Source organism: Streptomyces ochraceiscleroticus (assembly GCF_000720485.1).
Taxonomy (GTDB): domain Bacteria; phylum Actinomycetota; class Actinomycetes; order Streptomycetales; family Streptomycetaceae; genus Streptomyces; species Streptomyces ochraceiscleroticus.
This window is the reverse complement of the sequence record NZ_JOAX01000004.1, coordinates 180,247-205,409: the sequence shown is the minus strand read 5'-3', so window position 1 is coordinate 205,409 and position 25,163 is coordinate 180,247. Positions and strand designations below refer to the sequence as shown.

General features: G+C 69.2%; 22 protein-coding genes and 5 pseudogenes. 6 read left to right on the top strand and 21 right to left on the bottom strand.

The window, feature by feature from the left end; all coding sequences use genetic code 11:
- Window positions 1-22 precede the first annotated feature (22 nt).
- Entirely contained in the window at window positions 23-1,288 is a 1,266-nt protein-coding gene (locus tag IG84_RS0106755; RefSeq protein WP_031052487.1) for an NADH:flavin oxidoreductase/NADH oxidase family protein, read from the bottom strand.
- Between the two features lie 109 nt (window positions 1,289-1,397).
- On the opposite strand from IG84_RS0106755, the gene IG84_RS0106750 reads away from it, so the two are divergent.
- Window positions 1,398-2,006, top strand: a complete 609-nt coding sequence (locus IG84_RS0106750) for a TetR/AcrR family transcriptional regulator (protein ID WP_031052485.1) — start codon at window positions 1,398-1,400, stop codon at window positions 2,004-2,006.
- Here the strand turns inward: IG84_RS0106750 and IG84_RS42880 are convergent.
- The 5 genes from IG84_RS42880 to IG84_RS40480 all read right to left on the bottom strand — a co-directional run bounded on the left by IG84_RS42880 (window position 1,957) and on the right by IG84_RS40480 (window position 6,447).
- Window positions 1,957-2,289, bottom strand: a complete 333-nt coding sequence (locus tag IG84_RS42880; RefSeq protein WP_157848831.1) for a recombinase family protein — start codon at window positions 2,287-2,289, stop codon at window positions 1,957-1,959. The genes IG84_RS0106750 and IG84_RS42880 overlap by 50 nt on opposite strands.
- Before the next feature lie 197 nt (window positions 2,290-2,486).
- Window positions 2,487-3,083 (bottom strand): S26 family signal peptidase, encoded by a 597-nt coding sequence (locus IG84_RS0106745; RefSeq protein WP_037799430.1) that lies wholly within the window; start codon window positions 3,081-3,083, stop codon window positions 2,487-2,489.
- A 223-nt stretch (window positions 3,084-3,306) separates the two neighbouring features.
- Window positions 3,307-5,142 carry an ABC transporter ATP-binding protein gene (locus IG84_RS0106740; protein ID WP_245659243.1) on the bottom strand — a complete coding sequence of 612 codons (1,836 nt, stop codon included), beginning with the start codon at window positions 5,140-5,142 and terminating at the stop codon, window positions 3,307-3,309.
- A gap of 131 nt (window positions 5,143-5,273) precedes the next feature.
- On the bottom strand, window positions 5,274-5,831 hold the full coding sequence (locus IG84_RS0106735) for a redoxin domain-containing protein (RefSeq protein ID WP_031053029.1): 558 nt from the start codon (window positions 5,829-5,831) through the stop codon (window positions 5,274-5,276).
- On the bottom strand, window positions 5,731-6,447 hold the full coding sequence (locus IG84_RS40480; RefSeq protein ID WP_211266420.1) for a MauE/DoxX family redox-associated membrane protein: 717 nt from the start codon (window positions 6,445-6,447) through the stop codon (window positions 5,731-5,733). The genes IG84_RS0106735 and IG84_RS40480 overlap by 101 nt, the downstream gene beginning before the upstream one ends.
- Window positions 6,448-7,440: 993 nt before the next feature.
- On the opposite strand from IG84_RS40480, the gene IG84_RS38745 reads away from it, so the two are divergent.
- Complete coding sequence (locus tag IG84_RS38745) at window positions 7,441-8,130, top strand: RICIN domain-containing protein (RefSeq protein ID WP_051861455.1); 690 nt, start codon at window positions 7,441-7,443, stop codon at window positions 8,128-8,130.
- Between the two features lie 244 nt (window positions 8,131-8,374).
- Here the strand turns inward: IG84_RS38745 and IG84_RS39655 are convergent.
- The 5 genes and pseudogenes from IG84_RS39655 to IG84_RS0106705 form a co-directional block, all read right to left on the bottom strand.
- Window positions 8,375-9,192, bottom strand: a protein-coding gene (locus IG84_RS39655) for an IS5 family transposase (protein WP_425424017.1) whose coding sequence is annotated in 2 segments (ribosomal slippage) — window positions 8,375-8,860 and window positions 8,863-9,192 — 816 coding nt in all. Because the reading frame shifts where the segments join, the coding sequence is not laid out codon by codon here.
- Window positions 9,193-9,265: 73 nt separating this feature from the next.
- Window positions 9,266-9,977 (bottom strand): annotated as a pseudogene (locus IG84_RS37705) (IS5 family transposase).
- Between the two features lie 221 nt (window positions 9,978-10,198).
- Window positions 10,199-10,804 carry an ATP-binding protein gene (locus tag IG84_RS0106715; protein ID WP_051861454.1) on the bottom strand — a complete coding sequence of 202 codons (606 nt, stop codon included), beginning with the start codon at window positions 10,802-10,804 and terminating at the stop codon, window positions 10,199-10,201.
- Between the two features lie 142 nt (window positions 10,805-10,946).
- Window positions 10,947-11,915 (bottom strand): MEDS domain-containing protein, encoded by a 969-nt coding sequence (locus tag IG84_RS0106710; RefSeq protein ID WP_031052462.1) that lies wholly within the window; start codon window positions 11,913-11,915, stop codon window positions 10,947-10,949.
- Window positions 11,916-11,999: 84 nt separating this feature from the next.
- The gene (locus tag IG84_RS0106705) at window positions 12,000-14,306 is read right to left on the bottom strand and encodes an ATP-binding protein (RefSeq protein WP_063761747.1); all 2,307 of its coding nucleotides are present in this window, start codon (window positions 14,304-14,306) and stop codon (window positions 12,000-12,002) included.
- A 311-nt stretch (window positions 14,307-14,617) separates the two neighbouring features.
- Between IG84_RS0106705 and IG84_RS37700 the strand changes: the two are divergent.
- A pseudogene (locus tag IG84_RS37700) lies at window positions 14,618-15,434 on the top strand (IS5 family transposase); the annotation flags it as partial.
- A 261-nt stretch (window positions 15,435-15,695) separates the two neighbouring features.
- Here the strand turns inward: IG84_RS37700 and IG84_RS0106695 are convergent.
- From IG84_RS0106695 to IG84_RS0106685, 3 genes are all read right to left on the bottom strand, one after another.
- The gene (locus tag IG84_RS0106695) at window positions 15,696-16,589 is read right to left on the bottom strand and encodes an SPFH domain-containing protein (protein WP_051861492.1); all 894 of its coding nucleotides are present in this window, start codon (window positions 16,587-16,589) and stop codon (window positions 15,696-15,698) included.
- A gap of 216 nt (window positions 16,590-16,805) precedes the next feature.
- On the bottom strand, window positions 16,806-17,252 hold the full coding sequence (locus tag IG84_RS0106690; RefSeq protein WP_245659241.1) for a DUF5994 family protein: 447 nt from the start codon (window positions 17,250-17,252) through the stop codon (window positions 16,806-16,808).
- Window positions 17,253-17,571: 319 nt separating this feature from the next.
- On the bottom strand, window positions 17,572-18,162 hold the full coding sequence (locus IG84_RS0106685) for a DUF5994 family protein (protein WP_031052453.1): 591 nt from the start codon (window positions 18,160-18,162) through the stop codon (window positions 17,572-17,574).
- Window positions 18,163-18,940: 778 nt separating this feature from the next.
- On the opposite strand from IG84_RS0106685, the gene IG84_RS0106680 reads away from it, so the two are divergent.
- The gene (locus IG84_RS0106680; protein ID WP_031052451.1) at window positions 18,941-19,762 is read left to right on the top strand and encodes a fatty acid desaturase family protein; all 822 of its coding nucleotides are present in this window, start codon (window positions 18,941-18,943) and stop codon (window positions 19,760-19,762) included.
- A gap of 167 nt (window positions 19,763-19,929) precedes the next feature.
- Window positions 19,930-20,144, top strand: a pseudogene (locus tag IG84_RS42055) (ISAzo13 family transposase); the annotation flags it as partial.
- 348 nt (window positions 20,145-20,492) lie between these two features.
- On the opposite strand, the gene IG84_RS42560 reads toward IG84_RS42055, so the two are convergent.
- From IG84_RS42560 to IG84_RS0106655, 7 genes and pseudogenes are all read right to left on the bottom strand, one after another.
- Window positions 20,493-20,621, bottom strand: a complete 129-nt coding sequence (locus IG84_RS42560; RefSeq protein WP_281179320.1) for a hypothetical protein — start codon at window positions 20,619-20,621, stop codon at window positions 20,493-20,495.
- 75 nt (window positions 20,622-20,696) lie between these two features.
- Window positions 20,697-21,338, bottom strand: a complete 642-nt coding sequence (locus IG84_RS0106670) for a hypothetical protein (protein WP_245659240.1) — start codon at window positions 21,336-21,338, stop codon at window positions 20,697-20,699.
- A 597-nt stretch (window positions 21,339-21,935) separates the two neighbouring features.
- Window positions 21,936-22,106 carry a hypothetical protein gene (locus IG84_RS41490; RefSeq protein ID WP_169749861.1) on the bottom strand — a complete coding sequence of 57 codons (171 nt, stop codon included), beginning with the start codon at window positions 22,104-22,106 and terminating at the stop codon, window positions 21,936-21,938.
- A gap of 34 nt (window positions 22,107-22,140) precedes the next feature.
- Window positions 22,141-22,387 (bottom strand): annotated as a pseudogene (locus IG84_RS42050) (PRC-barrel domain containing protein); the annotation flags it as partial.
- 1 nt (window position 22,388) lies between these two features.
- Window positions 22,389-22,585, bottom strand: a pseudogene (locus IG84_RS40475) (transposase); the annotation flags it as partial.
- Window positions 22,586-22,739: 154 nt separating this feature from the next.
- Window positions 22,740-23,369, bottom strand: coding sequence for a P-loop nucleotide/nucleoside kinase family protein (locus tag IG84_RS0106660; protein WP_051861452.1), 630 nt, complete (start codon window positions 23,367-23,369; stop codon window positions 22,740-22,742).
- Window positions 23,356-23,997: a bifunctional 4-hydroxy-2-oxoglutarate aldolase/2-dehydro-3-deoxy-phosphogluconate aldolase gene (locus tag IG84_RS0106655; protein WP_031052440.1), complete on the bottom strand. Its 642-nt coding sequence runs from the start codon at window positions 23,995-23,997 to the stop codon at window positions 23,356-23,358. Before IG84_RS0106655 ends, IG84_RS0106660 begins: the two co-directional genes overlap by 14 nt.
- Window positions 23,998-24,166: 169 nt before the next feature.
- Between IG84_RS0106655 and IG84_RS0106650 the strand changes: the two genes are divergently transcribed.
- Window positions 24,167-25,162, top strand: coding sequence for a Gfo/Idh/MocA family protein (locus IG84_RS0106650; RefSeq protein WP_031052438.1), 996 nt, complete (start codon window positions 24,167-24,169; stop codon window positions 25,160-25,162).
- Window position 25,163: the final 1 nt, after the last annotated feature.

Below are 25,163 nucleotides of genomic sequence, written 5' to 3'. Positions count from 1 at the left end.
TCGACCCGGCCACGCACAGTGGTCACGCGGCCCGACTCGTGGTCGTACCCATGTGCCGCGATGCGGTCAGCCAGGTGCGGTAGCGGCGCAGAGCCCGTCGCTGCCGGCCCTGCTCACAAAGCAGGGCGCGCGCCGGGTGGGTGCCGGGCCTGGGAGCCTGGCCGTGGGACATGCGGCGCATCTGGTGGCGGACCTGGGCCATGGTGGCGGCCGAGGCGAGGGCCTTGTCGGACCAGGACACCGGCCGAAGTTGCCGGTCGGCCTCGCGGCCGTTCCGCCAGCGGTCGGGCAGGTCCGGGGTGACGGAGAGGGCGGTGCCCACCCCGACGAGCGCGACCCCGCTGTCGAGGACCTTCTCCGCGGTCTCGCGGCGGGTGATGCCGCCGGTCAGCATCAGGGGCAGCGGGCTGGCCTTGACCAGGTCCTTTGCCAGGTCGAGGAAGTAGGCTTCGCGGGCCTGGGTGCGCTCATCGGCGGGGCGGCCGGCCATCGCCGGGCTCTCGTAGCTGCCGCCGGACAGCTCGACCAGATCGACGCCGAGCGGTGCCAGCATCTCGATCACCTGGCGTGCGTCGTCGGCGTCGAACCCGCCGCGCTGGAAGTCGGCGGAATTGAGCTTCACCCCGACCCCGAAGGACGGCGAGACGGCGGCGCGCACGGCACGGACGATGTCCAGCAGCAGCCGGGCCCGGTTCTCCAGCGACCCGCCCCATGCGTCGGTCCGCTTGTTGACCAGCGGAGAGAGGAATTGCGACAGCAGGTAGCCGTGCGCGGCGTGAATCTCCACGCCGTCGAAGCCCGCCTGCTCGGCGCGGTGCGCCGTCACCGCGAACCGGGTCACCGTGGCGTCGATCTGCTCGGGAGTCATGGCGACGGGGCGGCCGAAGCGGCTGCTGTGCCGGCCCAGATCGACCCCCACGTCGGACGGGCCCCACACCACGCCGGGCATGCCGGCCTGCACCTGGCGGCCGGGGTGGTTGATCTGCATCCACATCGCCCCACCGCCCGACTTGCCGGCTTCGGCCCACTCAGCGAACGGCTTCAGCGGCGCCGCCTCGTCGAGCACGACACCCGCGGGGCCGGTCAGCGCCTCGGCGTGCACCATGACGTTGCCGGTGATCAGCAGTCCGGTGCCGCCGGCGGCCCAGCGCCGGTACAGCGCCAGAAGGTGCCGGCCGGGCAACTGGCCCTCGTCGGCCAGGTTCTCCTCCATGGCCGCCTTCGCGATCCGGTTGTCCAGAACCTGTCCGGAGCGCAGGGACAACGGCGAGAACAGCTCGCTGGTCATCCGAATCCCTCTCTGTCTGCGCGCACGCTCGGTGCGATCGCCTAGAATGTGTGCGCCGCTCACATTAACCAGAGAATGTAAGCGGTGCACACATGAGAGGGTGTGACCTGTGCCACAGACGACCGCGTACCATCACGGCGACCTGCGCGCCGCCTGCCTGCGCGCCGCGCGCGAGCTGCTGGAAGAGGACGGCAGCGCCGCACTGTCGATGCGGGCCGTCGCACGGCGCGCGGGCGTGTCGCCGGCCGCCCCCTACCGGCACTTCCCGGAACGCGAAGCGCTCGTCTCCGCGGTCGCCGCCGAGGGCTACCGCGAACTCACCGAGCACCTGGCCGCCGTCCATCCCGCGCCAGCGGCCCCCGACGAGATCGCGGCGGTCGCCGTCGCCTACGTCCGCTTCGCGCTCGACCATCCCGCGCTGTTCCGGGCGATGTTCGCCGAACCCTGCGACCCCGACAACGAGGAGCGGGTCGCCGCGACCGCGGCCATCGCGGAATACGTCCGCGACATCGCCCGCCGCGCCTTCCCCGGCGCCGACCCGGACGCACTGTGGACCTCGGTGTGGGCACTCGTTCACGGCCTGGCGTTCCTGCACCTCGACGGCAAGTTCGACACCTCCACCCCCGACGCGGTCGCCGACCAGGTCCGCACTGCGGTCTTGGCGCTGTTCACCGCCGCCCCGGCGCTTTCGCAGGCGGCCGATACGCAGCCCCGGTAGCGGGTAATCGCCCTCGGCGCCTTCCGCCGTAGGTGACCATTCCCGCGTACCGCGGATTGCGCAGCATTTTGTTGATCATGTTGGACGACCAGGTGAGTGCCTCGGGAGGTTTGATTCCCTCGACGTTGAACCGCTTGGCGATCGCGTAGGCGGACTCGCCGGAACTCCGGGCGCAGGACAATCCAGTCGATCGTTCCGTCGGGGCGGATGACCTTGCGCTATTGAAGGCGGAGGCGTCGTTCTCCTTGTAGACCTTGGCGAACGGCCCCCAGCGCAGGCGCATCCGTGAGTCCTCGGCGTCTTCGAGCCGGCGGTGGACGCCGGCTTGCGGTCCGCGGCCGCCCATCGGATACGCCGCCCATCGGATACGTGGTTCCCGGCCGAGTACGTGATGCGCGGCGGCATACGCGGTACCTGGTATCTGACGCCTGGGTGAATGAATGCATGGGTGCATGAGTGTCTGGCGGATCAGCCGCGGCGTCAGCTGGTCGAAGGGCTGACAGGGGCGGTACGGGAAGGCCGGGGAGGGGATGGCAACGGCCGGACCATGGTTCCCAGCACGCGTTCGGCGGGGAAGTAGCCCACACACCGGGAGTCGAAGCTGACGTCCTGGTTGTCGCCCAGCAGAACCAGTTCATTCGGCGGCACCTGATCCCCGGGCACCTCGGTGAGCGCCGCCACCCGGTCACGCGGTACCGGGTCACCGGGGATCGCGGCCACGCGCTTGATCATCCAGTCCCGGCGGCGGAGGGTGCCCGCTCCGGCCTCGGGCGGCACCGGTGGGCGGTCCCATTCGATGGTTCGCGGACTTGCGGTGTGCCACTGGCGGCGGGTGCCGGGCTCCATCGGGCCCGCGGTGTTCCGCTCCGTCACCTCCGGCACCCGGGCTTCCCACCGCACCGCCTCCTGCGGCCGCTCGACAACGACCACCTGTCCCGGCGCTGCCACCCGCCCGCGGTCGACCAGCACCCGGTCGCCGTCATGGAAGGCGGGTTCCATGCTGGCTCCTCGGACGGTGACAGCCACCAGCCTGCGTCGCAGTAGGGCCGGGGCCAGCCGGATCAGCTCCGTGTCCATCGGTCCCTCCAGGTGTCGGCCCGCTCGCCCGGGGCGACCGGCAAATGCTGACGCTTCGTCATGCCCGTTTGTTTTCCGATCCCTTCCCGAATCCTTCCAGGCCCCGAATCGGCCGGTCATGGCGTACCCCCGTACCTCCGTACCTCCATACCCCCCGTACCCGCCCCTCGCCCCCTTCGTACTGGCCCCCTCATACCCTCGCGCTTCTCACATGAGTGGTGTGTCAGTCGCGCTCCCTGGGGTTCCTCCCGTGTGTCTGTGTTGGTCGGCTGCCGTTCGTCGGGGCGCCGCTGTCCGCCGCGTCGCTTCGGTAGCCGGCCGACTGGAGGGTGAACAGCCGGGCGTACCAGCCCCCGCGCGCCATCAGTGCGTCGTGCGTGCCCTCCTCCACGACCCGCCCCTCGGAGAGGACGGCGATGCGGTCGGCGTCGCGCACCGCGTTGAGCCGGTGGGAGATCAGCAGGCTGGTCCGTGTGCCCCGGTACGCGGCGATGGAGGAGTGGATCTCGTGCTCGGCCTCTGCGTCGAGGCCCGCCGAGGGCTCGTCCAGGATCATCAGGTCGCGCCGGTCGCGCAGGAACGCGCGGGCCAGGGCCAGGCGTTGCCACTGGCCGCCGGAGAGTGCGACACCGGTGGCCGGGTCCTCCTTGTCGGTCTCCATCATGAACGTCCGGGACAGCAGCGTGTCATAGCCTCGGGGCAGCCCGGCGAGCTTGTCGTGGACGCCGGCCCGCTTCGCTGCTGCCTGGAGGCGCGCGCTGTCATTGAGGGAGCTGAGATCGCCCAGCGCGATGTTCTCCGTCGCCGTCATGTCGTAGTGCATGTAGTCCTGGAAGACCGCGCCGATCCGGTGGCGCAGCTCGGCCGGGTCGATGTCCCTGATGTTCACGCCGTCCCACAGCACGGCGCCGCGCACCGGGTCGTACAGCCGGCACACGAGCTTCACCAGCGTCGACTTGCCGGCACCGTTGAGGCCGACGAGCGCGAGCGTGGTGCCGTACGGGATGCGCAGGTTGACGCCGCGCAGCACCCAGGGGTGATCGTCGGAGTAGCGGAACCATACGTCGCGCAACTCGATCCCGTGCCGCAACGGCGGCAGGGCGCGCGGTCCGGCGGGCACCGGCAGGTCCGGACCCGCCGCCGTCACCACCTGGTAGTGCTCGAACATCAGCAGGGCCTGGTGGGCCTGGGCGACGTTGGCCGCCACCTGTGTCAGCGCGCTCTGCACCCCGGCCACGGCGGCGATGAACAGGGTGACGTCTCCTACCGACAGCGCTCCCGTCCGCGCCTGGAAGACCGCCCACACCAGCCCGCCGCCGGACACCAGCGCCGCGAACGCCGCGAGTCCGCTCTCCACGAGGAACTCGCGCCGGTCCATGGCGCGTTTGGCGGCGTTCGCGGTCCGCCGCTCGGCCAGCATCCGGCCGCGCAGGAACGCACCGCTGCCGTACAGCCGGATTTCCTTGGCCGCCTCCACGCTGGTCAGCAGAGCGCTGAAAAAGAACTCCCGCCTCTCGATCGGCCCCGTCTTCCAGAACATCCGCGCCCGCTGCCGCGACAGCACGATCTCACCGGCCAGCGCGGGCAGCGCTGACAACAGCACCAGCGCGGTCATCAGCGGACTGAGCAGCAGCAGCGAGCCGAGGAAGCCGCCGATGGTGATGACCGCGCGGGCGGTGCCCAGCGCGCCGTCCACGACCCGGCTGGGGACGGTGCCGCCGTACTGCTGGGCGAGCCGGAGCCGGTCGAGGAAGCGGGGGTCCTCGAAGCGGCCGAGGCCGGTGAACCCTTCCACGGAGGTGAAGAGGCGGTCCTGGGCGAGTACGGAGACCCGGCGGTCGGTCTCCGCCTGCAGGTACTGGCCGGCCTGCGGCAGCGTTCCGGTCAGTACCCCGGCTCCGGCCAGGCCGGCGCCCAGCGGCAGCAGCGCGCTCGTGGCCGCCCCGCCGACAAGGCCGTCGAGCACTTCCTTGGTCAGCCAGGCGATGACCACGGGGAGCCCGCCCGACGCCAGCTCCACCACCGTGTACAGCACCAGGAGGCCGGGCGCGGCCTTCACCGCCAGCGCGGCAGCGGCGAGGACGCGGGCGGCAACGGTGCCGGTTCGACGGGCAGGCGCGGGGGGCCGCGGATCTCCCGGAGTGCCGTGGGCGGTGGTTCGGGAAGCTGCCGCTGGGACACGGCTCCCGCTCATGCCGCTGCCGCGGCGGACGTGTCCAGCCGCACGTCGGCGTCCGTGACGACGACGCGGCCGGTGGCGTCCGGTGCCACGCGCAGGACGGTGGGGACCGCCCCGATCCGGAAGGCAGCGCTCAGCGGTCCGTCGGGATGCCTCTCGGTCACGACGTGGGCCACCGGGGAGAGAGCGGCGACGAACGCGTCGGTCTTCTCGCCGGGGTCGCCGACCACCGCCGCCAGCACGGGGCAGCCCCGGGCCCGTAGCTCCGCCGCGTAGGGCACGAAGCGGGACAGGGTCTCCTCGCACGGCTCGCAGTCGGGGGAGAAGAACGCCACCACGGTTCCGCCGGCGTCCTCACTCAGGGCATCGCGGGTGACGACCAGCCGTCCGTCCACCGTCGGTACGGAGAACTCTCCGACCTCGTCGCCGACGGCGATGCCGCCGTCGCCGCTCAGGAGCGCCAGCCGCTCAGCGTGGTCGCGCAGCCGCCTGATCACTCCGACGGTGAGGATCAGATCGGCCGCGCAGAGCACGCCCACGAGCACGACCGCTGCGATGAGGAAGGGCATGGTCCGTCTCCTTGTGATGCGCACGGCCCGCCGACGGCCGCGGGCGCTCGCCACGGGTGATGCGGGTGCCACGAGCCGGGCCGGCGGGTGAGAACAGTTCGTCGAACAGCCGGAAAAACGCGTCCGAGAAGGCGATCAGCAGACCGATAAGCATTCCGGCGGTCACCGCCGGGACGGCCCCGTACTGGTGCGCCGGCTCCTGGCGGAGAACCGCGACCAGCCCGCCGGCCGAAACGGCCATGAGGAGGGTGTTCCGTATGACATGGCGGGGGCCGAGTTCGGTTCGCGCGGCACCGAAGCACCGGCAAGGTACGTGAATACCATGCCGTAGCGACAGCACAATGGCCGTGGTGAAAGCAGTCAGCAGCAATTCGGCGAGGAGCAGGCCGCTTGCCCAGGCCGCTCGCCACGGTACGGAAAGCAGCGCAGCGACCGTCAGTTCGGCGGCCACCACAAGTACCGCCGTCGGCCGTATCAGTGCGGTCGGCAGCAGACGCATCCCGCGCAGCGAGGAAGCGAACGCCGTGAATCGGGACCGGCTCGCCGCCTTTCCGAGGAAAGCGGTCAGGAACACCATCGTGAGCAGACCGCGTATTCCCAGCAGCAGGTACAGCATGTGCTCCTCCGGGCACCCCGACCCCTGACGTCGTGAAGTCCTCGGCCGCACGGGACGAACCGGAGCCGTCCGCGTCGTGAAGTCCTGGGCCGTATGGGACGCACCGGCACCGCCCGGCCGCCCCGCAGGCCTGGGGCGGCCGGGCGCACGGCCCACAGCCGCCCAGGTCGCTCCGGGCATCGGCCAGGTGCTCCGGGCGCCGGTCAGGCTTGGCGCCGGAACGAGCCGGAAGCGCCGGAAACCGGATCGGTCAGTGATGGACGCACTGCCACCCACCACACTCGGTGTGGTGGTGCTCCCGGCAACACATCCTCTTGCACTTGTGGCCGTCGTGGCACCAGTCGCAGTGGTTGTACTGCCACCAGCAGTGCCTGCTCTCGGCCGCCGCCGCGTCGATCCGGGGTACGAGTTTGTCGAGCAGCCTATTGCCCATTGCTTGGAGCTGTCGGTACATGCCGCCCTCCCAAGTGAGATCGGAATGTCGAGTGGCGACGCTGTCCCGATAATGAGCGCGTTCGCCGGTACGTGGCAACAGAGGTCGGCTGTCCCGGACGGTTATTCCTGTCCGGTCTGGTGGACGGGCATGGCAGATCCATGTCCGCCCGCTGTCCGGCAGCTGTCCGGACCGCGACCGGCGTATGGCGCGATCGTCCATTGTCGGGCGCGACATCCGGGGAACACGCTGATGGCATGGAATACCGCCGATTACGGCCTCACGAGGCTCGTGATGCCGGAGAGTTCGTTGCGTTGATGCGAGTTCTCAAAGAGCGGTCGGGATGCACTTATCGGCAACTCGCTGAGCGTGCCGAAAGCCGGGGGGACTCGCTGGCCCGAAGCACACTGTCCGATGTTCTGCGCAAAGATGCATTACCGCGTCCGGAGATTCTGACGGCTTTCGTCCGCGCCTGTGACGACGACAGCCGGGTCAAGGAGTGGCTGGACGCCAGAAGCCGGGTCGAGGCCCGGGGGCATGAGAGCGTCCCGGGGGCGCCGGTGGCCCGCCCCCCGCGCTGCCGATTACGCCTGGGCGCCCGTCAGCTGATCGCGCTCGCGTGGCTGCCGGCCCTGGCGGCCCTGGCGGCCTTCGGAGTCTGGGCAGTGCTGTCCGGCAGCTGGGCCGATCAGTCCGCCGACCACGGGCGCCGGGTCGAGGCCGTCTCGCGGTCGCCGGGGGAGGACGCTTCGACCGCGCCCCGCCTGCCCTTCCTCGGCCCGGCGGGCGGCTGGGTGCGCCTACGCGTCACCGGCAGCGGGGGGTGTCTCACCGAGGGCCGCGGCCCGGATGCCTCCTCGGGGCCGGCCGCCGTGCTCGGACCCTGCTCCCGTACCTCTCCTCGCACCTACCTACAACCCGTCGGCGACGGGCTGTACTACATCCAGTGGCACCGCCCCGGGCGCAGGGCGGACTGCCTCACGGCCACTCACGGCAGCGACCAGGTGCGGTGGCTGCGGCCGCGGACCGACTGCGGAGGCGATCCGTCCACCCAGTTGTTCCACTTCGACCCCGTCGGCGGGTCCGCTCCGCGCGGTTACCGCCTCCGGCTGTCCTTCAGCGCCCTGTGCGTGGGCCTGAGCGGCGAGCGGTCACCCGCCAGTGACCGCCGGGTCCGCGAAGAGCCCTGCACCGGCGCGACCGGTCAGCTCTTCCGGATCGAGACGCTCCCACGCGGACTGCCCTCCTGATGCCTCGGCGCACCGGCACAAGGCACGCGCGGCCCGGCCCTCGCCCACGTGCCCCAGCCCATGTGCCCCAGCCCACGGGCTCATTGCCTCGCCGCACTCGTGCGGCCGCCACCGCCACCGCCACCGCGCTCGAAACGACGTTTCCTGTGCCCGATGGTCAACACGGCCTCACTGCCCGGTCCCTGCCGCCTGCTTCCTCGCTCGGGAACTGCCGGCGAGCTGGACGGTCGGCCTCTTAAGGTTCCTAACAAAGGCGTCGGACGTGTCGGTGGGTGATGAGGCAGGTGGCGAGGCCGAGAAAGGCTTCGTGGATGTCATCGCGTCGCTCCCACCGGATACGCAGGCGGCGGCAGCCGTGGAGCCAGGCGATGGTTCGCTCAACGACCCAGCGGTGGATGCCAAGGCCCGAGCCGTGCGCGACACCGCGGCGGGCGATGACCGGCCGGATACCCAGCGCCCGCACCAGTCGCCGGTACTTGTCGTGGTCGTAACCGCGGTCACCAAGCAGTGCATCGGGTCTGTGCCGCGGGCGTCCGACCAGGCCGGGGACGGACGGGATCTTCGTGAGGAGGGGGATCAGCTGGGTGACGTCGTTGCGGTTGCCGCCGGTCAGCGAGATCGCGAGCGGGATGCCTTGTGCGTCGGTGAGGAGGTGGTGCTTGCTGCCCGGCCGTGCGCGGTCGACCGGGCTGGGCCCGCTTTTGAGCCCCGTCGAGCGGCCCGGACATGGGAAGAGTCGATCACCGCCCGGGACCAGTCCAACTGGCCCGCCACCCGCAGTTTTGTCAGCAGAACTGCGTGCAGCCGTTCCCACACGCTGGCCTCGTTCCACGCGGCCAGGCGTCGCCAGCACGTCATCCCGGACCCGAAGCCGAGCTCCTGGGGCAGGTACTCCCACTGGATGCCGGTGTGCAGCACGAACAGGATCCCGCACAGAGCCCGCCGGTCTGGCACCCGGGGCCGCCCCGCGACCAGCTTTGGTCCCGGCTCCGGCAACCACGGCTCGATCAGGGCCCATAGTTCGTCCGAGACGATCCACGGGCGAACCTGTCTCTTTCCCACGCCCAGACCAACGAGCAGCCAAGCCGACAGTCACACCATCAACAGCTTCTGTTAGGACCTCTAAGGGGTCCTTTCAGAAAGCTGGGAGCTTGCGGGCGAGGATCACGCAGTGAGCAAGTTGGAGGAAGGCGTTGTGCATGTCATCGCGTGCCTCCCAGCGGACTCGCAGCCGGCGTGGCCCGTGGAGGTGGGCGATGGCGGCTTGGGCTAGCCCGGTCGGCATACAACGTCCGGGGTTTGCGCCGCGGTCGTCCGCGCCGGCCCCGGACGGGCGGCACGGTGTCGATCAGCGGCAACAGCTGGGTGATGTCGTTGCGGTGGCCGCCGGTCAGCGACACCCGCAGCGGAATGCCGCCGCCGTCGGTCAGCACGTGGTGCTTGGAGCCCGGCCGTCCCCGGTCAACCGGGCTCGGGCCGACTTTTGGGCGGCTTCGCCCCCGCTTGGCCTGCACGTGCGAGGCATCGACGGTGGCGCGGGAGAAGTCCAGTCGGTCCGCCGCCCGTAACCGGTCCAGCAGCACCTGTTGCAGGTCCTCCCAGATGCCTGCCTGCTGCCATTCGGCCAGGCGCCGCCAGCAGGTGGGGCCGGATCCGAAGCCCAACTCCTGAGGCAAGAACTCCCATTGAATGCCGGTGTAGAGCACGAACAGGATGCCCTGCAGCCTCTTGCGGTCATCGATCCGCCTCCGGCCCGGGTACCGGTAGCGACGCTCATGCCGGGGCAGCAGCGGCTCGATCACCGCCCACAGTTCATTACTGACTTCCCACGGCTTCCGCCGAGCCATCCTCACCCCCGAGGAACGACGTCACCGTCCCCTCCACCGTGCCACACGAAGATCATTCTGCAAGGACTCGTTATTTGCAGCGGTGCGTCGGACACTCTGCTCAGCCGTGGCGGCGTACGCCACCTACAGATCTGGAAATGCCGGCCATATCTCTCCAAGTGACTTCTTCGAGGCTCACCTGCCTCCCCAGCAACAGCCTGCGAGCTGGATTCCCGAATCGGTCACCATCGGACACGGAGGAAGTGTGATGCATCCTTCCACGGCATCTCCATTAGCCAGAGGAACGGCTCGGTGCGACCGGCCACCGCCTCCGGTCGTAGGCGACCCGTCGCCATGTGACGCGCGTCCGCTTCTCCCGCGCCGTCCCTCCTGTCCGGTGCTCCGATCTCCAGCTCGAACCAGACTTCCTTGCCTCCCTCGATGAGACGGTTACCCCACCGGTGAGACAGCGCGTCGACCAGGAGGAGACCGCGCCCGCTCTCGGCTGCACCGGCATGCTTCTCGTAGTGCCCATTGTCCTCTTTGCTCTCGGCCTGCCGGTTCGGCGGTCGGGGAAGTTGCCGCTGCTCGTCCGCCACCTCGCAGCGCAGCGTGCCGATGCCCAGGGACAGCGTGAGTCGGTAGCGGCCGCTTGCGTGCACCACCGCGTTGGTGGCGAGCTCGCTGACCAGCAGTTCGGCGCTGTCCACCAGTTCCTGGAGGCCGTGCTCGGCCAGAAACTTGCGGACGACGTACCTGGCCTGGCGGACCGAGGACGTCCCTGGGCCCAGAATCGTGGTGCAGTCACCGCCCACGGTTGGCAGGCCGCGCGGATGGGCGTTCGGCATGGTTGTTTCCCTTCGGCCCTTGGGGCGTTCGGCTTCTGTGGGGCGAGGCCGGGCCCGTCGTAGGGCTCGGCCTCGTATCCACCATGCGTCTGCCGTGCGTTCGGGTCGCGGGGGGAACTACCCGAATCCGCGCGCCGGTTCGTCAACCGGCCGGTGTGAGGGCTGTTTCCATGCGGATGGTCCATCCCTCCTTCTCCTCGTTAGCCGATCTCATGTCCACGAACTCGCATACCTGGCGGGTCTTCCAGAGCCCGTCCTCCGGCTGTGCCTGAGGGCCCGGTAGCCGAAAGCCGAGAAACGGATCGGTGATGCGTCCGACCGAGGTGCGCAGCTCGCAGATGATCCGCTGCCGGGTCGACCACAACTGTAGGTCCGCGCGGTCGCAGCCCTGGGCCACCGCGTAGCCCGTGGCGCCGGACACGGCCTGCCCGAAGCGGGCTGCCGCGTCCGGCGCCATGCCGCGGGCCTGTGCCTGGTCTGTCGCGAACCGGTGACCGGCGGTCAGGCCCTTGTCAAGGCTCACCCCGATCGCGTCCTGCGGTGGCGGGGGCAGCGGGCCAAGGTCCCGCGTCACGTAGACGGTGGGTTCCGTGAACAGCGGACTGGGCCGGATGCCGTGACGATCCAGTTCCGTCGGATGGGTGTGCCGGGCGGCGTCGATGACGTCGGGCGGTGCGGTGCGCGTGTCGTACAGGCACATCAGGTCGGGCGGGGCTCCGGTGAAGAGCTCGGTGGCCAGCGCCTCGTACCGCTTCCACTCGGTGATCTGGCGCGGAGAGCGACCGTCCCAGACCGGCTCGCCCGTTATGTGGATACGGCCCTGCGGGCTCGCGTGTGCGACGTAGTAGTCGAGAGCGGTGGCCATGCTGTTCGCGGGTGTCCCGCGATACCACTGCGCGGAGTCGTGGAAGTCCACGTGGCAGGCGTCCGGGCCGAGCGCGTCCCGCAGCAAGACCAGCTTGCGCGAGGTGGTGATGGCCGCCGGGTCCGGTTCATCCTCGGCGGCGATGCCCTCCTTGAGGAACGGCACCACCGTCGCCAGGAACTCCTCGTCGGACGAGTGGATGCCGACGTGATGGTTGATGGGTGTGTGGGGATCTCCGTGATTCATCGGTCCGCCTTCCCTTTCGCTCGGTGTCTGGGCGGTGACTGCTCTCGTGCACGGTGTCGGCGTCCGGTTCACGCATACACGTCGTCAGCGGTGCCTGACCCGACGTGTCTCGGTCCAGACGGCGACCTGACTGCGGGAGGTGAAGTCCAGCTTGCTGAGGATCCGCTCCACATGGCCCTCCGCCGTCCGCAGTGCGACGACCAGCCGGTCGGCGATCTGCTGGTTGGTCAGCCCTTCCGCGATGAGCTCGGCGACCTCCGTCTCACGGCGGGTCAGCGGACTGTCGCGCATCGACCGGGCGGGAGACTTCGTCTCGCCCACCGCGTAGCCCACTGCGGCGTCCGGGGCGAGCTCCAGGCCCTCGCGACAAAAGCCCTTGAACGTGTCGCCCAGCAGCTCGCGAGCGCGTTCTTCGGCTTCGGTGCGCACAGGACCGTGGGAAGGGGTGCGGTCCAGTGCGACGTGGGCGTCCTGCCAGATCCGCTTGGCCGCGCCCAGCAGGACGGCGGCGGGCTGGCCCTCGCCGTCGCGCGCATGGACCGCGGCGAGCAGTTCCAGCGTCATGCCGATCCCGAACACATCGCCGACCGCCCGCTTTAGCCGCAGGCACTCCCGGGCGTGGGTCCTGGCCGCCGCCACATCTCCCTTCGCCCACTCGGCGAAGGCAAGGATGCGCAGGAGGTAGGAGTGGACCCACTGCTCGCCGTGGTCCAGGCAGATCTGCCGGAACTCCTTGCACAGGTCCATTGCGCGGTCGTGCTCACCCTGGATGGCGAGGACGTGGGCCAGCTCGACGTACTTGAAGCCGACCAGGCTTATTGACTCGCCCTTGCGCGGCGGACGGGAGAGTGCCTCCTCGTACACGTCCCGGGCCTTCTCGTAGTCGCCGGTGATCAGGCGAGCACCGCCGCGGCCGAAGTAGGTGTGCGCCGCCTCGGCCTCGTCGCCCAGTTGCAGGGCCAGCTCGCGTGCCTCCTCGACGAGGGGAGCGGCCCTAACAGCATTGCCCTGGCTCAACAGCATCAGGGCCAGGGCCCACAGTGCCCGCACCCGCGCACTGGTTGGCTCGGGAGCGGCGGCGAGCAACCGCTCCAGCCAGTACCTGCCCTCCACCAGGGCGCCGCACGCGAACCAGAAGAACCACAGATGCCCGGCCAGCTTCAGCCCGGCCTGCAACTCGCCCGGGGTGCTCAGGCAGAACTCCAACGCCGAGCGGATGGTGTCCGACTCGGTGTGGAGCCGCCGGACCAGCTTCGGCTGGTTGGGGCCGAACCATTGCTGCTCGCACTCCTCGACGAAGTCCAGGCACCAGTCCCGCACCCGGCGCCGGGCAGCCTTCTCTGTGTCGGCGCCGCCCTCACGAAGCCTGTCGAGGCCGTACTGCCGGATCGACTCCAGCATCCGGTACCGGGCGTGGACGGCGTCGCCGTCCCGGACCAGTAGCGACTTGTCCACCAGACCGGTGACGGCGTCCACCATCTCGTCACGGTTGAGGCCGGGCCCGGCACAGACCTTCTCCACTGCGCCCAGGTCGAAGCTCCCTGCGAAGACCGAGAGGTGCGCCCACACCGTCTGCTCCTTGGGAGTGCACAGATCATGGCTCCAGTCGACGGCCGCCCGCAGGGTGCGGTGCCGGGGCAGGGCGTCCTCGCCGTCGGCCAGCAGCCGATAGCGTCGGTCGAGCCGTTCGAGCAGCTGCTGCACGCCCAGGGCACGCATCCGTACCGCCGCCAGCTCGATCGCGAGCGGCAACCCGTCCAGTCGGCGGCACAGATCGATCACCGGTTCCTGGTTGTCCGCCGTGAGCGTGAAACCGGGCAGCACGGCCGCGGCCCGGTCGGCGAACAGTGCCAGTGCCGGGTACTCCAGGGCGGGCTTCGGAGGTAGCGGCTCGCCCGGCGAAGGAGTGGGCAGCGGCTGCAACTCCAAGACATGCTGGGTGGGCACGTCCAGCGGGTGCCTGCTGGTGGCGAGGATGCGCACCCCCGCGCTCTCCTCCAGCAACGTCTTGACAATTCGAGCGCAGGCGTCCGCCAGGTGTTCGCAGTTGTCCAGGACCAGGAGGAGTTCCCGGTCCTGGAGGTGATCGACCAGGCACCGGACGGGCGAACCCCCCGATCCGTTACGGATGCTCAGCCCATCGATCAGGGCGAGCGGCACCAGCGACGCGTCCCGCACACCGGCCAGCTGGACGATGTGCACTCCGTCGGCGAACCCCCGAGCCAGCCGGCGCACGGCGTGCAGAGCCAACCTGGTCTTGCCGACGCCGCCCGTCCCGGTCAGGCTCACCAGCCGGTGGGCGGCCAACAGGCGCTTGGTTTCGGCGGTCTCCTGGCGTCGGCCGACGAAGCTCGACGTCTTGACGGGTCGGCCGGTCTCGTCCCCTGTCACGGCTACCTGCACAATTGGTCCCGCTTCAAAAGTGGTACGCCCGGTGTCTGCCGTGGCTCCGTGGTGTACTGACGTCAAGAACTCTATGGCCAAGACGCGGGCGGAGCGTCTGTAGGAGGGCATTGCCAGTTGAAGGCATATCTCTGACGGAATATGTGCAGAGTCTGTCTCTCGACGTTCGCCCGTGGATCAGTCGTGCACCGCTGCTGGTCTGTCGCATCAGCAGGACTTAAGGAGTCCTTGCAGAATGATCTTCGTGTGGCACGGTGAAGGGGTCGGTGATGTCGTTCCTCGGGGGCGAGGGGCTGAGGATGGCTCGGCGGAGGCCATGGGAGGTCGGTGACGAGCTGTGGGCGGTGCTCGAACCGCTGCTGCCTGGGCACGGTCGGCGCTACCGGTATCCGGGTCGCAGACGGATCGATGCCCGCAAGATGCTGCAGGGCGTGTTGTTCGTGCTCTACACCGGCATTCAATGGGGGAGCCTGCCGCAGGAGTTGGGGTTCGGGCCGGGCACAACATGGACGCGGCGTATGGCCGAGTGGCGGGAGGCCGGCGTCCGGGAAGAGCTCCAGCAAGTCATGCTGGACCGGATGCGGGCGGTGGACCGGCTGGGCTTCTCCCGCGCCACCATCGATGCCTCGCACGTGCAGGCCATGCAGGGGCGAAGCCGCCCAAAAGCCGGTCCGAGTCCGGTTGACCGGGGACGGCCGGGCTCCAAGCACCGCGTACGACCGACAGCGGTGGGATTCCGCTGCGGGTGTCGCTGACCGGCGGCCACCGCAACGACATTACCCAGCTTCTGCCGCTGGTCGACGCCGTGTCGCATATCCGGGGCCGGCGCGGACGACCGCAGCACAAGCCCCGGAGGCACTATGCCAACCGGGGCTACGCCCACGAGGTCTACCGACGCCGTCTGCGACAGCGGAACATCGTTATGAAGATCGCTCACCGAGGGCAGCTACACGGCTCGGGACTGGGCCGTATCCGATGGGTCGCCGACTCAGCCATCGCCCCCCTTTTCATGGTCCACATCGGCTGCGAGTCCGCTGGGAGGCCCGCGATGACATGCACAACGCCTTCCTCGAACTCGCTCACTGCATGATCCTCGCTCGCAGACTCCCAGCATTCCGAAAGAACTCCTGGTCGTTGGTGCGCGCTCAGTGCAGCCAACCGATCATCGCCCGCTGCGGTGTCCCACACGGCTCGGACCTTGGCGTCCATCGCTGGATCGTCCATCGCTGGATCGTCCAGCGCACCATCGCCTGGCTCCGCGGCTTCCGCCGCCTCCGGGCCCGATGGCAATGTCGCGGTGACATTCATGGAGCAGTTCGTACTGGGCATGTCCGACGGGCTGCTCACCTCGCTGATCACGCCCGCTGATGTCAGACATCAGCTTCGGACCGGAGGCTCTTCGGGCTCCACCACTGTCGGCCAGGCCGCCCGCCGCTCCCTGGCTACCTCCGCACGACTGCCGACCCGCTCTCCGGGCAGGGAGAAGGCGGGCTCGGCAGGCGTGGTCAGGTCGGGGAGTACGGGGAGTTCAGGGTGCGCGGCGCTGCGGTGCGCGGACTCGCCGCCGTTTTCCTGGCCATGGCGTTCGAAGAAACGAAGCATCTCGACCGGGAACGGCATGACCAGGGTGCTGTTCTTCTCCGCCGAGACGTCCACCACGGTCTGCAGCAGGCGCAGTTGGAGCGCGCCTGGAGTGTCGGACATGGTCGCCGCGGCGTCGGTCAGCCGTTGGGACGCCTGGAACTCTCCGTCGGCAGCGATGACCCGGGCACGCCGTTCACGCTCGGCCTCGGCCTGCTTGGACATGGAGCGCATCATCGTCTGGGGAAGAGCGATGTCCTTGATCTCCACGCGTTCGATGCGCAGCCCCCAGGGTTCCTCGGTGGGAGCGTCCATCACCTTCTTGAGCTCCGCGTTGATGTGGTCACGATCCGACAGGAGCGTGTCCAGGTCGGCCCTGCCGATGACCGCCCGGAGCGAGGTCTGGGCGATCTGGGAGACGGCGCTGGGGTAGTTGCGGACGTTCACCAATGCCTTGACCGGGTCGATGACCCGGAAGTAGACGACAGCATCGACGGTGAGCGTCACGTTGTCGGCGGTGATGGATCCCTGCGGCGGGATGCCAAGGACCTCGGTCTGTACGGACACCTTCCGCATCCGGTCCCCGATCGGCCGGATGACGCGCAGGCCGGGCTCGCGGAGCTCCGGCAGTAGCCGTCCGAAGCGGAACACCACGCCCTTCTCGTACTGCTGGACATTCCGCAGGCTCATGGCGAGCAGGACCAGCCCGGCCACGGCGAACACCACCAGCACAGCGATCAGAACACTCACGGTTGTCACATTCCTTAGCTCCATGACGCCACCGGGCCTGGTCGGTCCGGGAAGCACCCGGCACGGGGAGGCCCCGGCCTGACGTCTGCGGTGCGGCCGGGGACCGGGGCGGCGGGGGTTGTGCGAGCGCTGACACGTCCGGCTTCTGCCGGTCCTCTAGTCGGGAGAGCGGGGCGGTACGCCGAGCCTGTCGTCGCGGGTGACACCGGTGGCCGCGAATATCTGCTCGGCCGGGGCGTCGTTGTCGTCCCGTACGGCCATGGCCATCGCGGCGCGTGCGGGTGATGAAGCTGTACCCGGAGGGATCACCAGGAACAGGAAATGGTCCTGGTCGCCCCGAGTGACGATCATGGTGCTGTCACTGACGGCGGACCAGTCGATGCGGACCATATGGCCCAGGATGACCAGATGGCCCGGCGTCTGGTCCCAGGCGCTCGCGTCAAGGCCGACGCGAGCGAGGGGACCCAGCCGAGCGGTCAGCGCCGTGATCAGGCCGGACAGCTGGTCCTCGACGTCACGTGACCGCGGCCACCAGGCGCCGTCGAACGTACCCGTGCGCTTGGATGTCGTCTCCATCCGCAGGATCGCGGTGCCGGGGACCACCAGATCATTGCTGGTGTCTGCCAGAAGTCTGACAGGGGGCGTGACGATCACTCCTCTCCCTTCCTGGCGCGGCTCCACGCCCGCCTCCGCCCGCCGCCACGTCGGTGGCCATGGCGATCACCGGTGCTGGTTGAGCCGGCCCGGTCACGGATCCTCCGCGGGGCTGGTGGTGCCGGCCCCCGGGCAGCCGGCCGGGAGCGGCCGTAGTGGAGAGCGACGATGCTTCTGTCGTGCCGGGCGTTGATCCGGTGGATCAAAAGCGCGCCCAGAGCGATCATCGCCAAGAACACGACGACGGTCACGAAGGTCTCCATGCTCCTCAGATCCCCTTCGCCGGATTCGGCATCAGAGGGGTGACTGTGGGGATCCGTGGGCGTGAGGTCGAACCGAGGGCCTCCTGGCCCCCTTCGGAGTCCCAGACCGCTTCCACGGCCCGGTCGGTCTCCATCACTGTTCGCAGACGGGCTGCCTCGTCCATCAGCTGAATCGCGGTCGACGTGCGCAGTGGTGCGCTCGCGGCGGCCATCAGCCAGGCGGCCGAGACGGGATCCGCCCGAGGCGGGATCACCAGCAGGTCCCAGCGGCCCACGTGGTACGAGAAGAGCAACAGTTTGTGCGGGTCCTGCTCGGCCAGGAACCAGCCCACCTTCACCACTCGCCCGTTGACGGGCACCTTGCGTGGGATGACCGGCCAGTGCGTGGGATTCACGGTGACCCGGGTGATCCGCCCCCACAGTGGATCGAGCACAGCCATCAGCGAGGGAAGTTCCGCCGCGAGGTCGCGAGAGCGGGGCCACCACGCGCCGTCCAGCAGACCGGGTGCAAAACCGGTGGGAGTCAGCGACAGGCGGAGGGGCGGAGCGGAGCGCCGGTCTTCGAGCGTCGGCGTGCGGGAAACGGTCGCAGTCATGACGCGAACCCAGTCCCGGGCCGGTCGGAACCGGCCCGGTGTAATCAATCGCCGAAAACGACACAAGCATGGAAGCCGGTGCGCGAAATATCCTCGGTACCTCCAGCGTACTCCTCCGACAGGCCGAGCGAGCGCGCCCGGACGTCGCGGCGGCCTGGGGCCCACCGCCCGGGCCGCAGACGGGGTGGCACTGGCGCTGTCCCGCGGGATCCGCCGGCTCGCGACGGGCTCAATGCGGATGCAGGGCGTGGACGATGCCGTGGTGACCCCAGTGACGTTCATGGAGCCGACGAGCTCCCTGCCCCACGGAGAATGCAGGGGCGCGGGCAGGTGCCGCATCTGCAGTGCCCTATCCGGTCATTTCCGCGCTCGCCTCCCCGCCGTTCCTCAGGCAACTGTTCGTTCCGACCGTGCCCGTCTGTGCTCATGAGCCTTGCAGCCTGCCTCTGATGCGCGGTGTACCGGCCGTGCGGCAGATGGCCGGAACGCGGCTCCTGGGGTTTCTCACCGGTGCGCGTACGTGGTTAGCCTCAGCGCTACACGGCCCGGCACTACTCGAACGCCAATTCGTGCCGATGTGCTTTCCGGGGGCGCCGAGCTGACCGAACTTCGGGTACACGGCGCGAGCGCATGTTCGTGCCGGGTGCCCCTGCTCTCATCTGCCAGGTCGCGGATCGTTCAGCCGCGTGGTGGCCTGCGGTTCGCCGATCAGCCCGTGCACCCCGGGCGACCACCTCGCTGCGGACGCTGCACCCTTCGTCGACCAGGAGAGAGCCTTATGACCGTAACGGCCCCGGATCTCAACCCCGCACAGATCGAGGAGCTCGGGGCGGAGCTCGACCGGATCCGCGCCGAGATCCTCGCCCAGCGGGGCGCCGAGGACGCCCGCTACATCCATACGGTGGTCACCGCGCAGCGCCGCCTGGAGGTCGGTGGCCGGTTGGCGCTCGCCGTCTCCCTGTTTCCGCCCGCCTGGGCTGCGGGCACCGCGATGCTGGCCACGGCCAAGGTCCTGGAGAACATGGAGATCAGTCACAACGTCCTGCATGGCCAGTGGGACTGGATGCGCGACCCGGCCATTCACTCCACCACCTGGGAGTGGGACTTCCTCATCCCTGCCGCGGCGTGGAAGCACACCCACAACCACCTGCACCACACCTGGACCAACGTCGTCGGCCGGGACCGCGACCTCGGCTACACGATCTTCCGGATGAGTCCCGATCAGCCCTGGCATTCCGTCCACCTCGTCCAGCCGCTCTACAACCTGCTGCTGGCCCCGGTCTTCGAATGGGGCATCGCCCTGTACGACCTGGAGGCGGACGCCGTCCCCGCCGGCCGCAAGAGGCCGCGCGCGTTCCTGCGCGACGTGGCCCGGCTGGCCGGAAAGGCCGCTCGCCAACTCGCCAAGGACTACGTGACGTTCCCGCTGCTGGCCGGGCCGTCCGCGCTGCCCTGTCTGCCCAGCAACCGGTACGCGCAGATCGCCCCGGCCGTCCGCAAGGTGTGCGAGAAGTACGGCATCCCGTACGTCACCGGCCCGCTGCACAAACAGTACGGCTCCGCCTGGCGACGCGTCCTCCGCTACGCACTCCCCGCCTGATACTCCAGCCGGACTTCGTTGTTTGGCCTGGTCAATGGCTTGGGGCTGGGAAATGTGGCGGAGTGGTGCCGGAGACGGGGCGGGTTCTCCCGACCCGCCCCGCGAAGGTGTGACCACGCTGCCTGTAGTGACAACGGCGCGAACAGCCTCCATACGTGATCGATGACAACGAACGGCGCCGCCGGCTCTACCTGGCCGGCGATGCCGCCGTGCTCGACCAGGGATCACCGCGGTGGCCGCCGCCTCTGGCACCAGCACCGCCACCATCGCCCGTGGCATCACCGGGTTGGCCGCGCCGTCCCCACCGATCCGCCGTGTCCGTGTCCCAGGAGCCGGCCGCAAGCCGCCAACAACCACCGATTCCAGTCTGCTGCCGGCCCTCCGCGGAAAGCCACAGCTCCAATTGGTCCATGACCAGCGCGGACAGGTCGGTGAGGGCGGCGGCCCGCTCGGGTGTGATCGAGCGGGGCCGGATGTCCAGGACGTCGACCGCGCTGAACCGGTGGCCGTCCGGGATGGTGATGGGGGCGGCAGCGTAGAAACGGACGCCGATCGGGCCGGATCACCATTGGGCGTGCGCGGGCGAGGGGCGGCGTGGTGGGGGTGGCGGATAACCAGGGGGCGTGGGAGAGGACGACCGAGGTGTTCAGGCACCCGTCCCGGCCGGTCCGGGTGACGCCCTCGAGCCCGTAGGCGGCCTTGAACCAGACCCGGTCGGTGTCGACGATTGTCACCGTCGCCATCGGGGCCCGAAGAGGTGCGCGGCCAGCGCGGCGATCCGGTCGAATGCCCCGTCCGGAGGGGTGCCCAGCACGTCGACGTACCGCCTCGATACGCCGCGCTTTTCGTTCCTGAGCACGCTCGGGGAGCGCCTCCGTGCTTCCCGTCCTGCTTTCCGTCTGTTCGCCGTCCGGCTTGCCCCGCCTCGTCCCGGCTACTCCGGCCGCTGCGTACGGGCGTTGTGCCCGAGGCCGTCCGGACGGCCCGCCGTACGCTCTCCCAGGGGCAGCACCAGGGCGCGCTGCGCCGCGGAAACAGAGGGCTTGCGGACCTGTCCGATGTCCTGCCACCCCCAGGCCCGGAAGGCGGCGTGGACCGCGCGGTCGGCCTGGTCCACCAAGGTGGCGCCGAGTGAGGCGTGGTGGTCGGCGAGCAGCTGCGTCTGCAGCAGCCGGGCGAGATCGGGGGTGTGCTCGTGCGGATGGACCACGATCTCCGTGATGGCGAAGGCATGCCCGGAGGAAGTCAACTGTTCAACGGACGAGGGAAGTTCTCCCTCGAAGCCGAGCCACCAGGTCCCGTCGCGTGCAATGGGAAAGCCGAAGGCGCACCCGGCCAGGGTGGCAGTCTCGGCGACCAGCATGGAAAAGCCTGGGCGCCGTACGGAGTCCGCGAGGCGCCGCAGGAAGTCCTCCCTGCGGCGGTACGTCTCGCCGGCCTCGGCGTGCGAGGACTCGACGTACAGGTCTGCGAGGTCTTCGCGCAGGCTCTCCGCCTGCCAGCGGTTGAGGCGGCGCAGGCGCACCGCGTCCAGGGAGGAGTGCTCGTGCCGCGGCCCGGAGCCTGCGCCTGTCATCGCGCACCTGCCGAGAGAGGCGCGGACCGCGGAGCAGGCATGTCTCCAGGAGGGCTCGCTGGAAAGCCGTTCGTGATCAGCGCCCTGCTCTGTTCGTCGTGCCGGTGGATGTTCGGCTGGGGCAGGGACATGGCACCTCCGATTCCGGGCGACCGGCCGGGGCGGGAGCCGACGGTGCAGGCTGAGGCCCGGCAGACAGGTGTGCTCAGCAGCAACGCGCCGTCGGGGTCTGGAACGTCGACGTCCTGATGCGAGGGAGGATAGCCCCGGATCCGCCGGGGCGGGAGACGGAAAGAGCCCTTCAAGCCGGACCGCTCGAGGGGAGTTCGGGTACGTCGGATGGCGATGCGGTCGGGGAGGGACAGTGCACCTCGTGGGACCGGCCGAGGCATTCGAGGAGGCTGAGGGCGGTGGCGTAGGGAGCGCCGCCTGGTCGCGGTCGACGAGCGACCACAAGCCGGCAGAGGTGGTGGCGGGTGCGAAAAGTGACTGGGTCCCTTCTCGTGGATGTCTCTTCGACGCGGTTCCGGGAGTCACCTGTCACGGTCCGCTGACCGACGTCAACGAGGATTCATGACATGAGCAGTGGGACAGCCGTTATCGGATGGGGTGGCGGCCGGAGCGCCGGGACCAGTGCACGGCGATGAAGGCCAGAGGGGCCAGGAGAAGCGCGATGCCGATGATCAGAAGATAGCCCAGCTTCTCCGCTACTGTTCCGATGATTTTCAGCACGACGGCGACCAGAGCGAGGAGCAGAAAGAGCACCATGGCGCGAACGCCTCCTCGGGCTGAGCGCGGGCGGTCAGCGGCGTGCGAGCTGCCTCTCGCCGCCGTCGCCGGTCCGGTAGGTCACGTCGTAGTGCTTGAAAGAGCGTTTTCTCTGCCTCGGCGGGCAGGATGTCGTCCATGCCGACTGCGGGCGCCTTTTTCGCCAACGCCTTTGCGTAGGAAACCTTGACGTGGTCCGGCCTTAGGATCGCGTGATCAAGAGGCACGAAGACCAACCGGTGGCGGGTGGGCAGTCCGGTGCGGACCGTGGCCATAACCGGTCTCTTCCCGGACGCCGGCCTCCTGCCACTCGGCCATGCGTCGCCACCATGTCGTGCCCGGCCAAACCCCCAACTCCTGAGGCAGGCTCTCCCATTGAATGCCGGTGCAGAGCACGAACAACTCGCCTTGCAGCATCTTGCGGCATCGATCCGTCCGCGACCCGGATACCGGTAGCGCCGACCGTGCCCGGGCAGCAGCGCCCTTGCCGTCCCAGGTCGGTACGGCGAACTCTCCCCGTGCGCCCCAGTCCAAGTCGAAGAGTGTGCCCCGGTCGCCGTCGCTAAGGGAGTGAGGGTCACGACCATGGCTTGATCTTTGACCTCAGGCGACGCCCGAGGACAAAGATCAAGCTCAGAAGGTGTGCAGGGGCACCTGCCCGGTATCGCCCACGAGCCCCACAACAGCGTCGAGGTCCGGTTCCCCGTCGTTGTCCACGACGATGTGCCGAGCGCCGGACCAGGTGCAGTCCTGGGTCCCCAGCCGTTGCCAGAATGCGGGCCAGTCGGCCAGTTTGGCCCGGTCGCGGGGCAGGCCTCGTTGGGTCAGTCGCGTACGGACGGTCTCCGCGGAGGTCTGTACCTCGACCACGACGACAGGTGTCCCCGTGGGCCACGAAGCCTGGTCGGCGGAGGCGGTCAAGAAGTCGGGGTCGGCCAGGTATGCCGCGAACGGTGCGTCCAGGACGACGGGGAGACCCAGCCGCAGGTTGTCCGCCGCCGTGGTGAACAGGGCTGTGTACTCGGCTGGCATCAACCGTTCGATGTACGTCGGGTCATCCTCGCGGCCTCCGGCCCGTCGGCCGACCAGTTCGAGCGCGGCGTCCACGACGTCGCCGGTCAGTGAGTCCTTGTCGAGGTAGACCGCGCGGAGCCGGCGTGCGAGCTCGCGGGCGACATGGGACTTTCCCGACCCCGCAGGCCCGATCGCGACGAATACCGGTGGCGTCCCGGAGGCGGGGGACAGCGGGTCAGGCGCGGGCATTGGCCACCGCCTCGAGGAATGTCCGGGCCGCCGCACGCACCGGGTATCGCTCGGTGCTTTCTCGCAGTGCTGCCTTGGTGACGAAGCTTCCGACGCCGACTGCTGCGACTCCGGCATCGAACCAGTCGGCCACGTTGTCCGGGGAAACGCCCCCAGCCGGGACGAGGGGGATGTGGCCGAGTGGTTCGAGTACCGCACGGGCGTAGTCGTGGTTGAGAACCGACGAGGGAAACAGCTTGACGAGGTCGGCTCCTGCCGTGACCGCTTGGACGATCTCTGTGGGTGTTGCCGCTCCGCAGATGCTGACGACCTGGTAACGGCCGGCGGTCTCAAGCATTCCGTGATCGAGCTGGGGACTGACCAGGAAACGCGCGCCTGCCTGGATGCTCGCGTACGCCGACGCTGCGTCGAGCACGGTGCCGGCGCCGATCTCGACCTCGGGGCACTCCGAACTCAGCTGGCGGATTACGTCCAGGGCACCCGGCGTAGTGAGTGTCACCTCGACCGCTCGTATCCCTCCTTCGATGGCTTCGCGCGCCACTTCGTATGACGCCTCGGCGGTGGACAGGCGCACGATCAGCACAGTCCCGGTGTCGTGCATAGCAGTCAGAGTGCGCAGCTTGCGCATCGAGTCACCTCACGGGGGCGGGTTTGCGGGGGTGTTGACAGAGGTTAGGGCCCTCTGTTTCGGTATTGCAACCGATCTCAGCAACCGATCTCAGCAATCGATCGCAGTGACCGGTTTCAGCGGTGACAGTCAGCAGCAGTTGATCCGTATCGAAGTCGGGAGGCGCGCGGTGAGACGTCCGCGAACAGCAGTCCTAGGTGCCCGTCACTGGCACGTACCCCTGTACGTCAGCGCCTGGGCGGACACTCACGATGTCGTGCTGGTCCAGGATGAGGAGCCCGACCAGATCACGGACATCGCCCAACGCCTCGACGCGTCCGTCTGTGGGGAAGTCGAGGCGGCTCTGGACGCCGGGCCGTTGGATTTGGCTTATGTCTTCGGGGCGCATGACCGCATGGTGGATACCTGCCTGGCCTTGGTCGAGCGTGGTGTCCCGTTCGTGGTCGAGAAGCCGGGCGGCCTGGGACCCGAAGACGTGGAGAGGGTCCGGGATGCTGCCACCTCGGCAGGTATCGCGGCGACCGTCCCGTTCGTTCAGCGTGGCGGACCCGTGGATCGTGCCCTGTCTCTGGCCGGCGCGCCGACGTACCAACGGGCGAGCTTCGTAGCCGGCCCGCCAAAACGCTATCGACAGGCAGGCTGCTCCTGGATGCTCGAGCCCGCCCGCTCCGGCGGGGGGTGCCTGGTGAACCTGGCGCCGCACTTCATCGACCTCTTCTTGCAGCGAAGTCGGGCCCGGCGCGTCGACCTCGTGGCCGCCAACCTTTCAGCGAGCCTGCACGGCGAAGACGTCGAGGATCACGCCACCCTGGTGCTCGCAGGCGACGACGGCAGTGAGGCGATCATTGAGGTCGGCTATGCCTTCCCGGCGAGTCCCGCCAAGCGGTACTGCTCCTTCACTAGCGCCGGCGCCGACGGATACGTCGACGTCGGCACCTCCGGCGGCGTCGCGTTCACCCACGCCGCGGATGGTGTCACCGAGTCGAGCATCATCGATGTGGACAGCGACCCGCTGTACGACGTGTTCGTCCGACAGGTGGCAGACACCTGGACGGACGGATTCGCCGGGCTGCCCACCCTGGCCGACCTCGCCGACACAATGAGCCTCATCTGGACCGCGTACCAGCGGTCTCCCATTGCGTCCACGGAGGTCAGCCTTGGCTGAG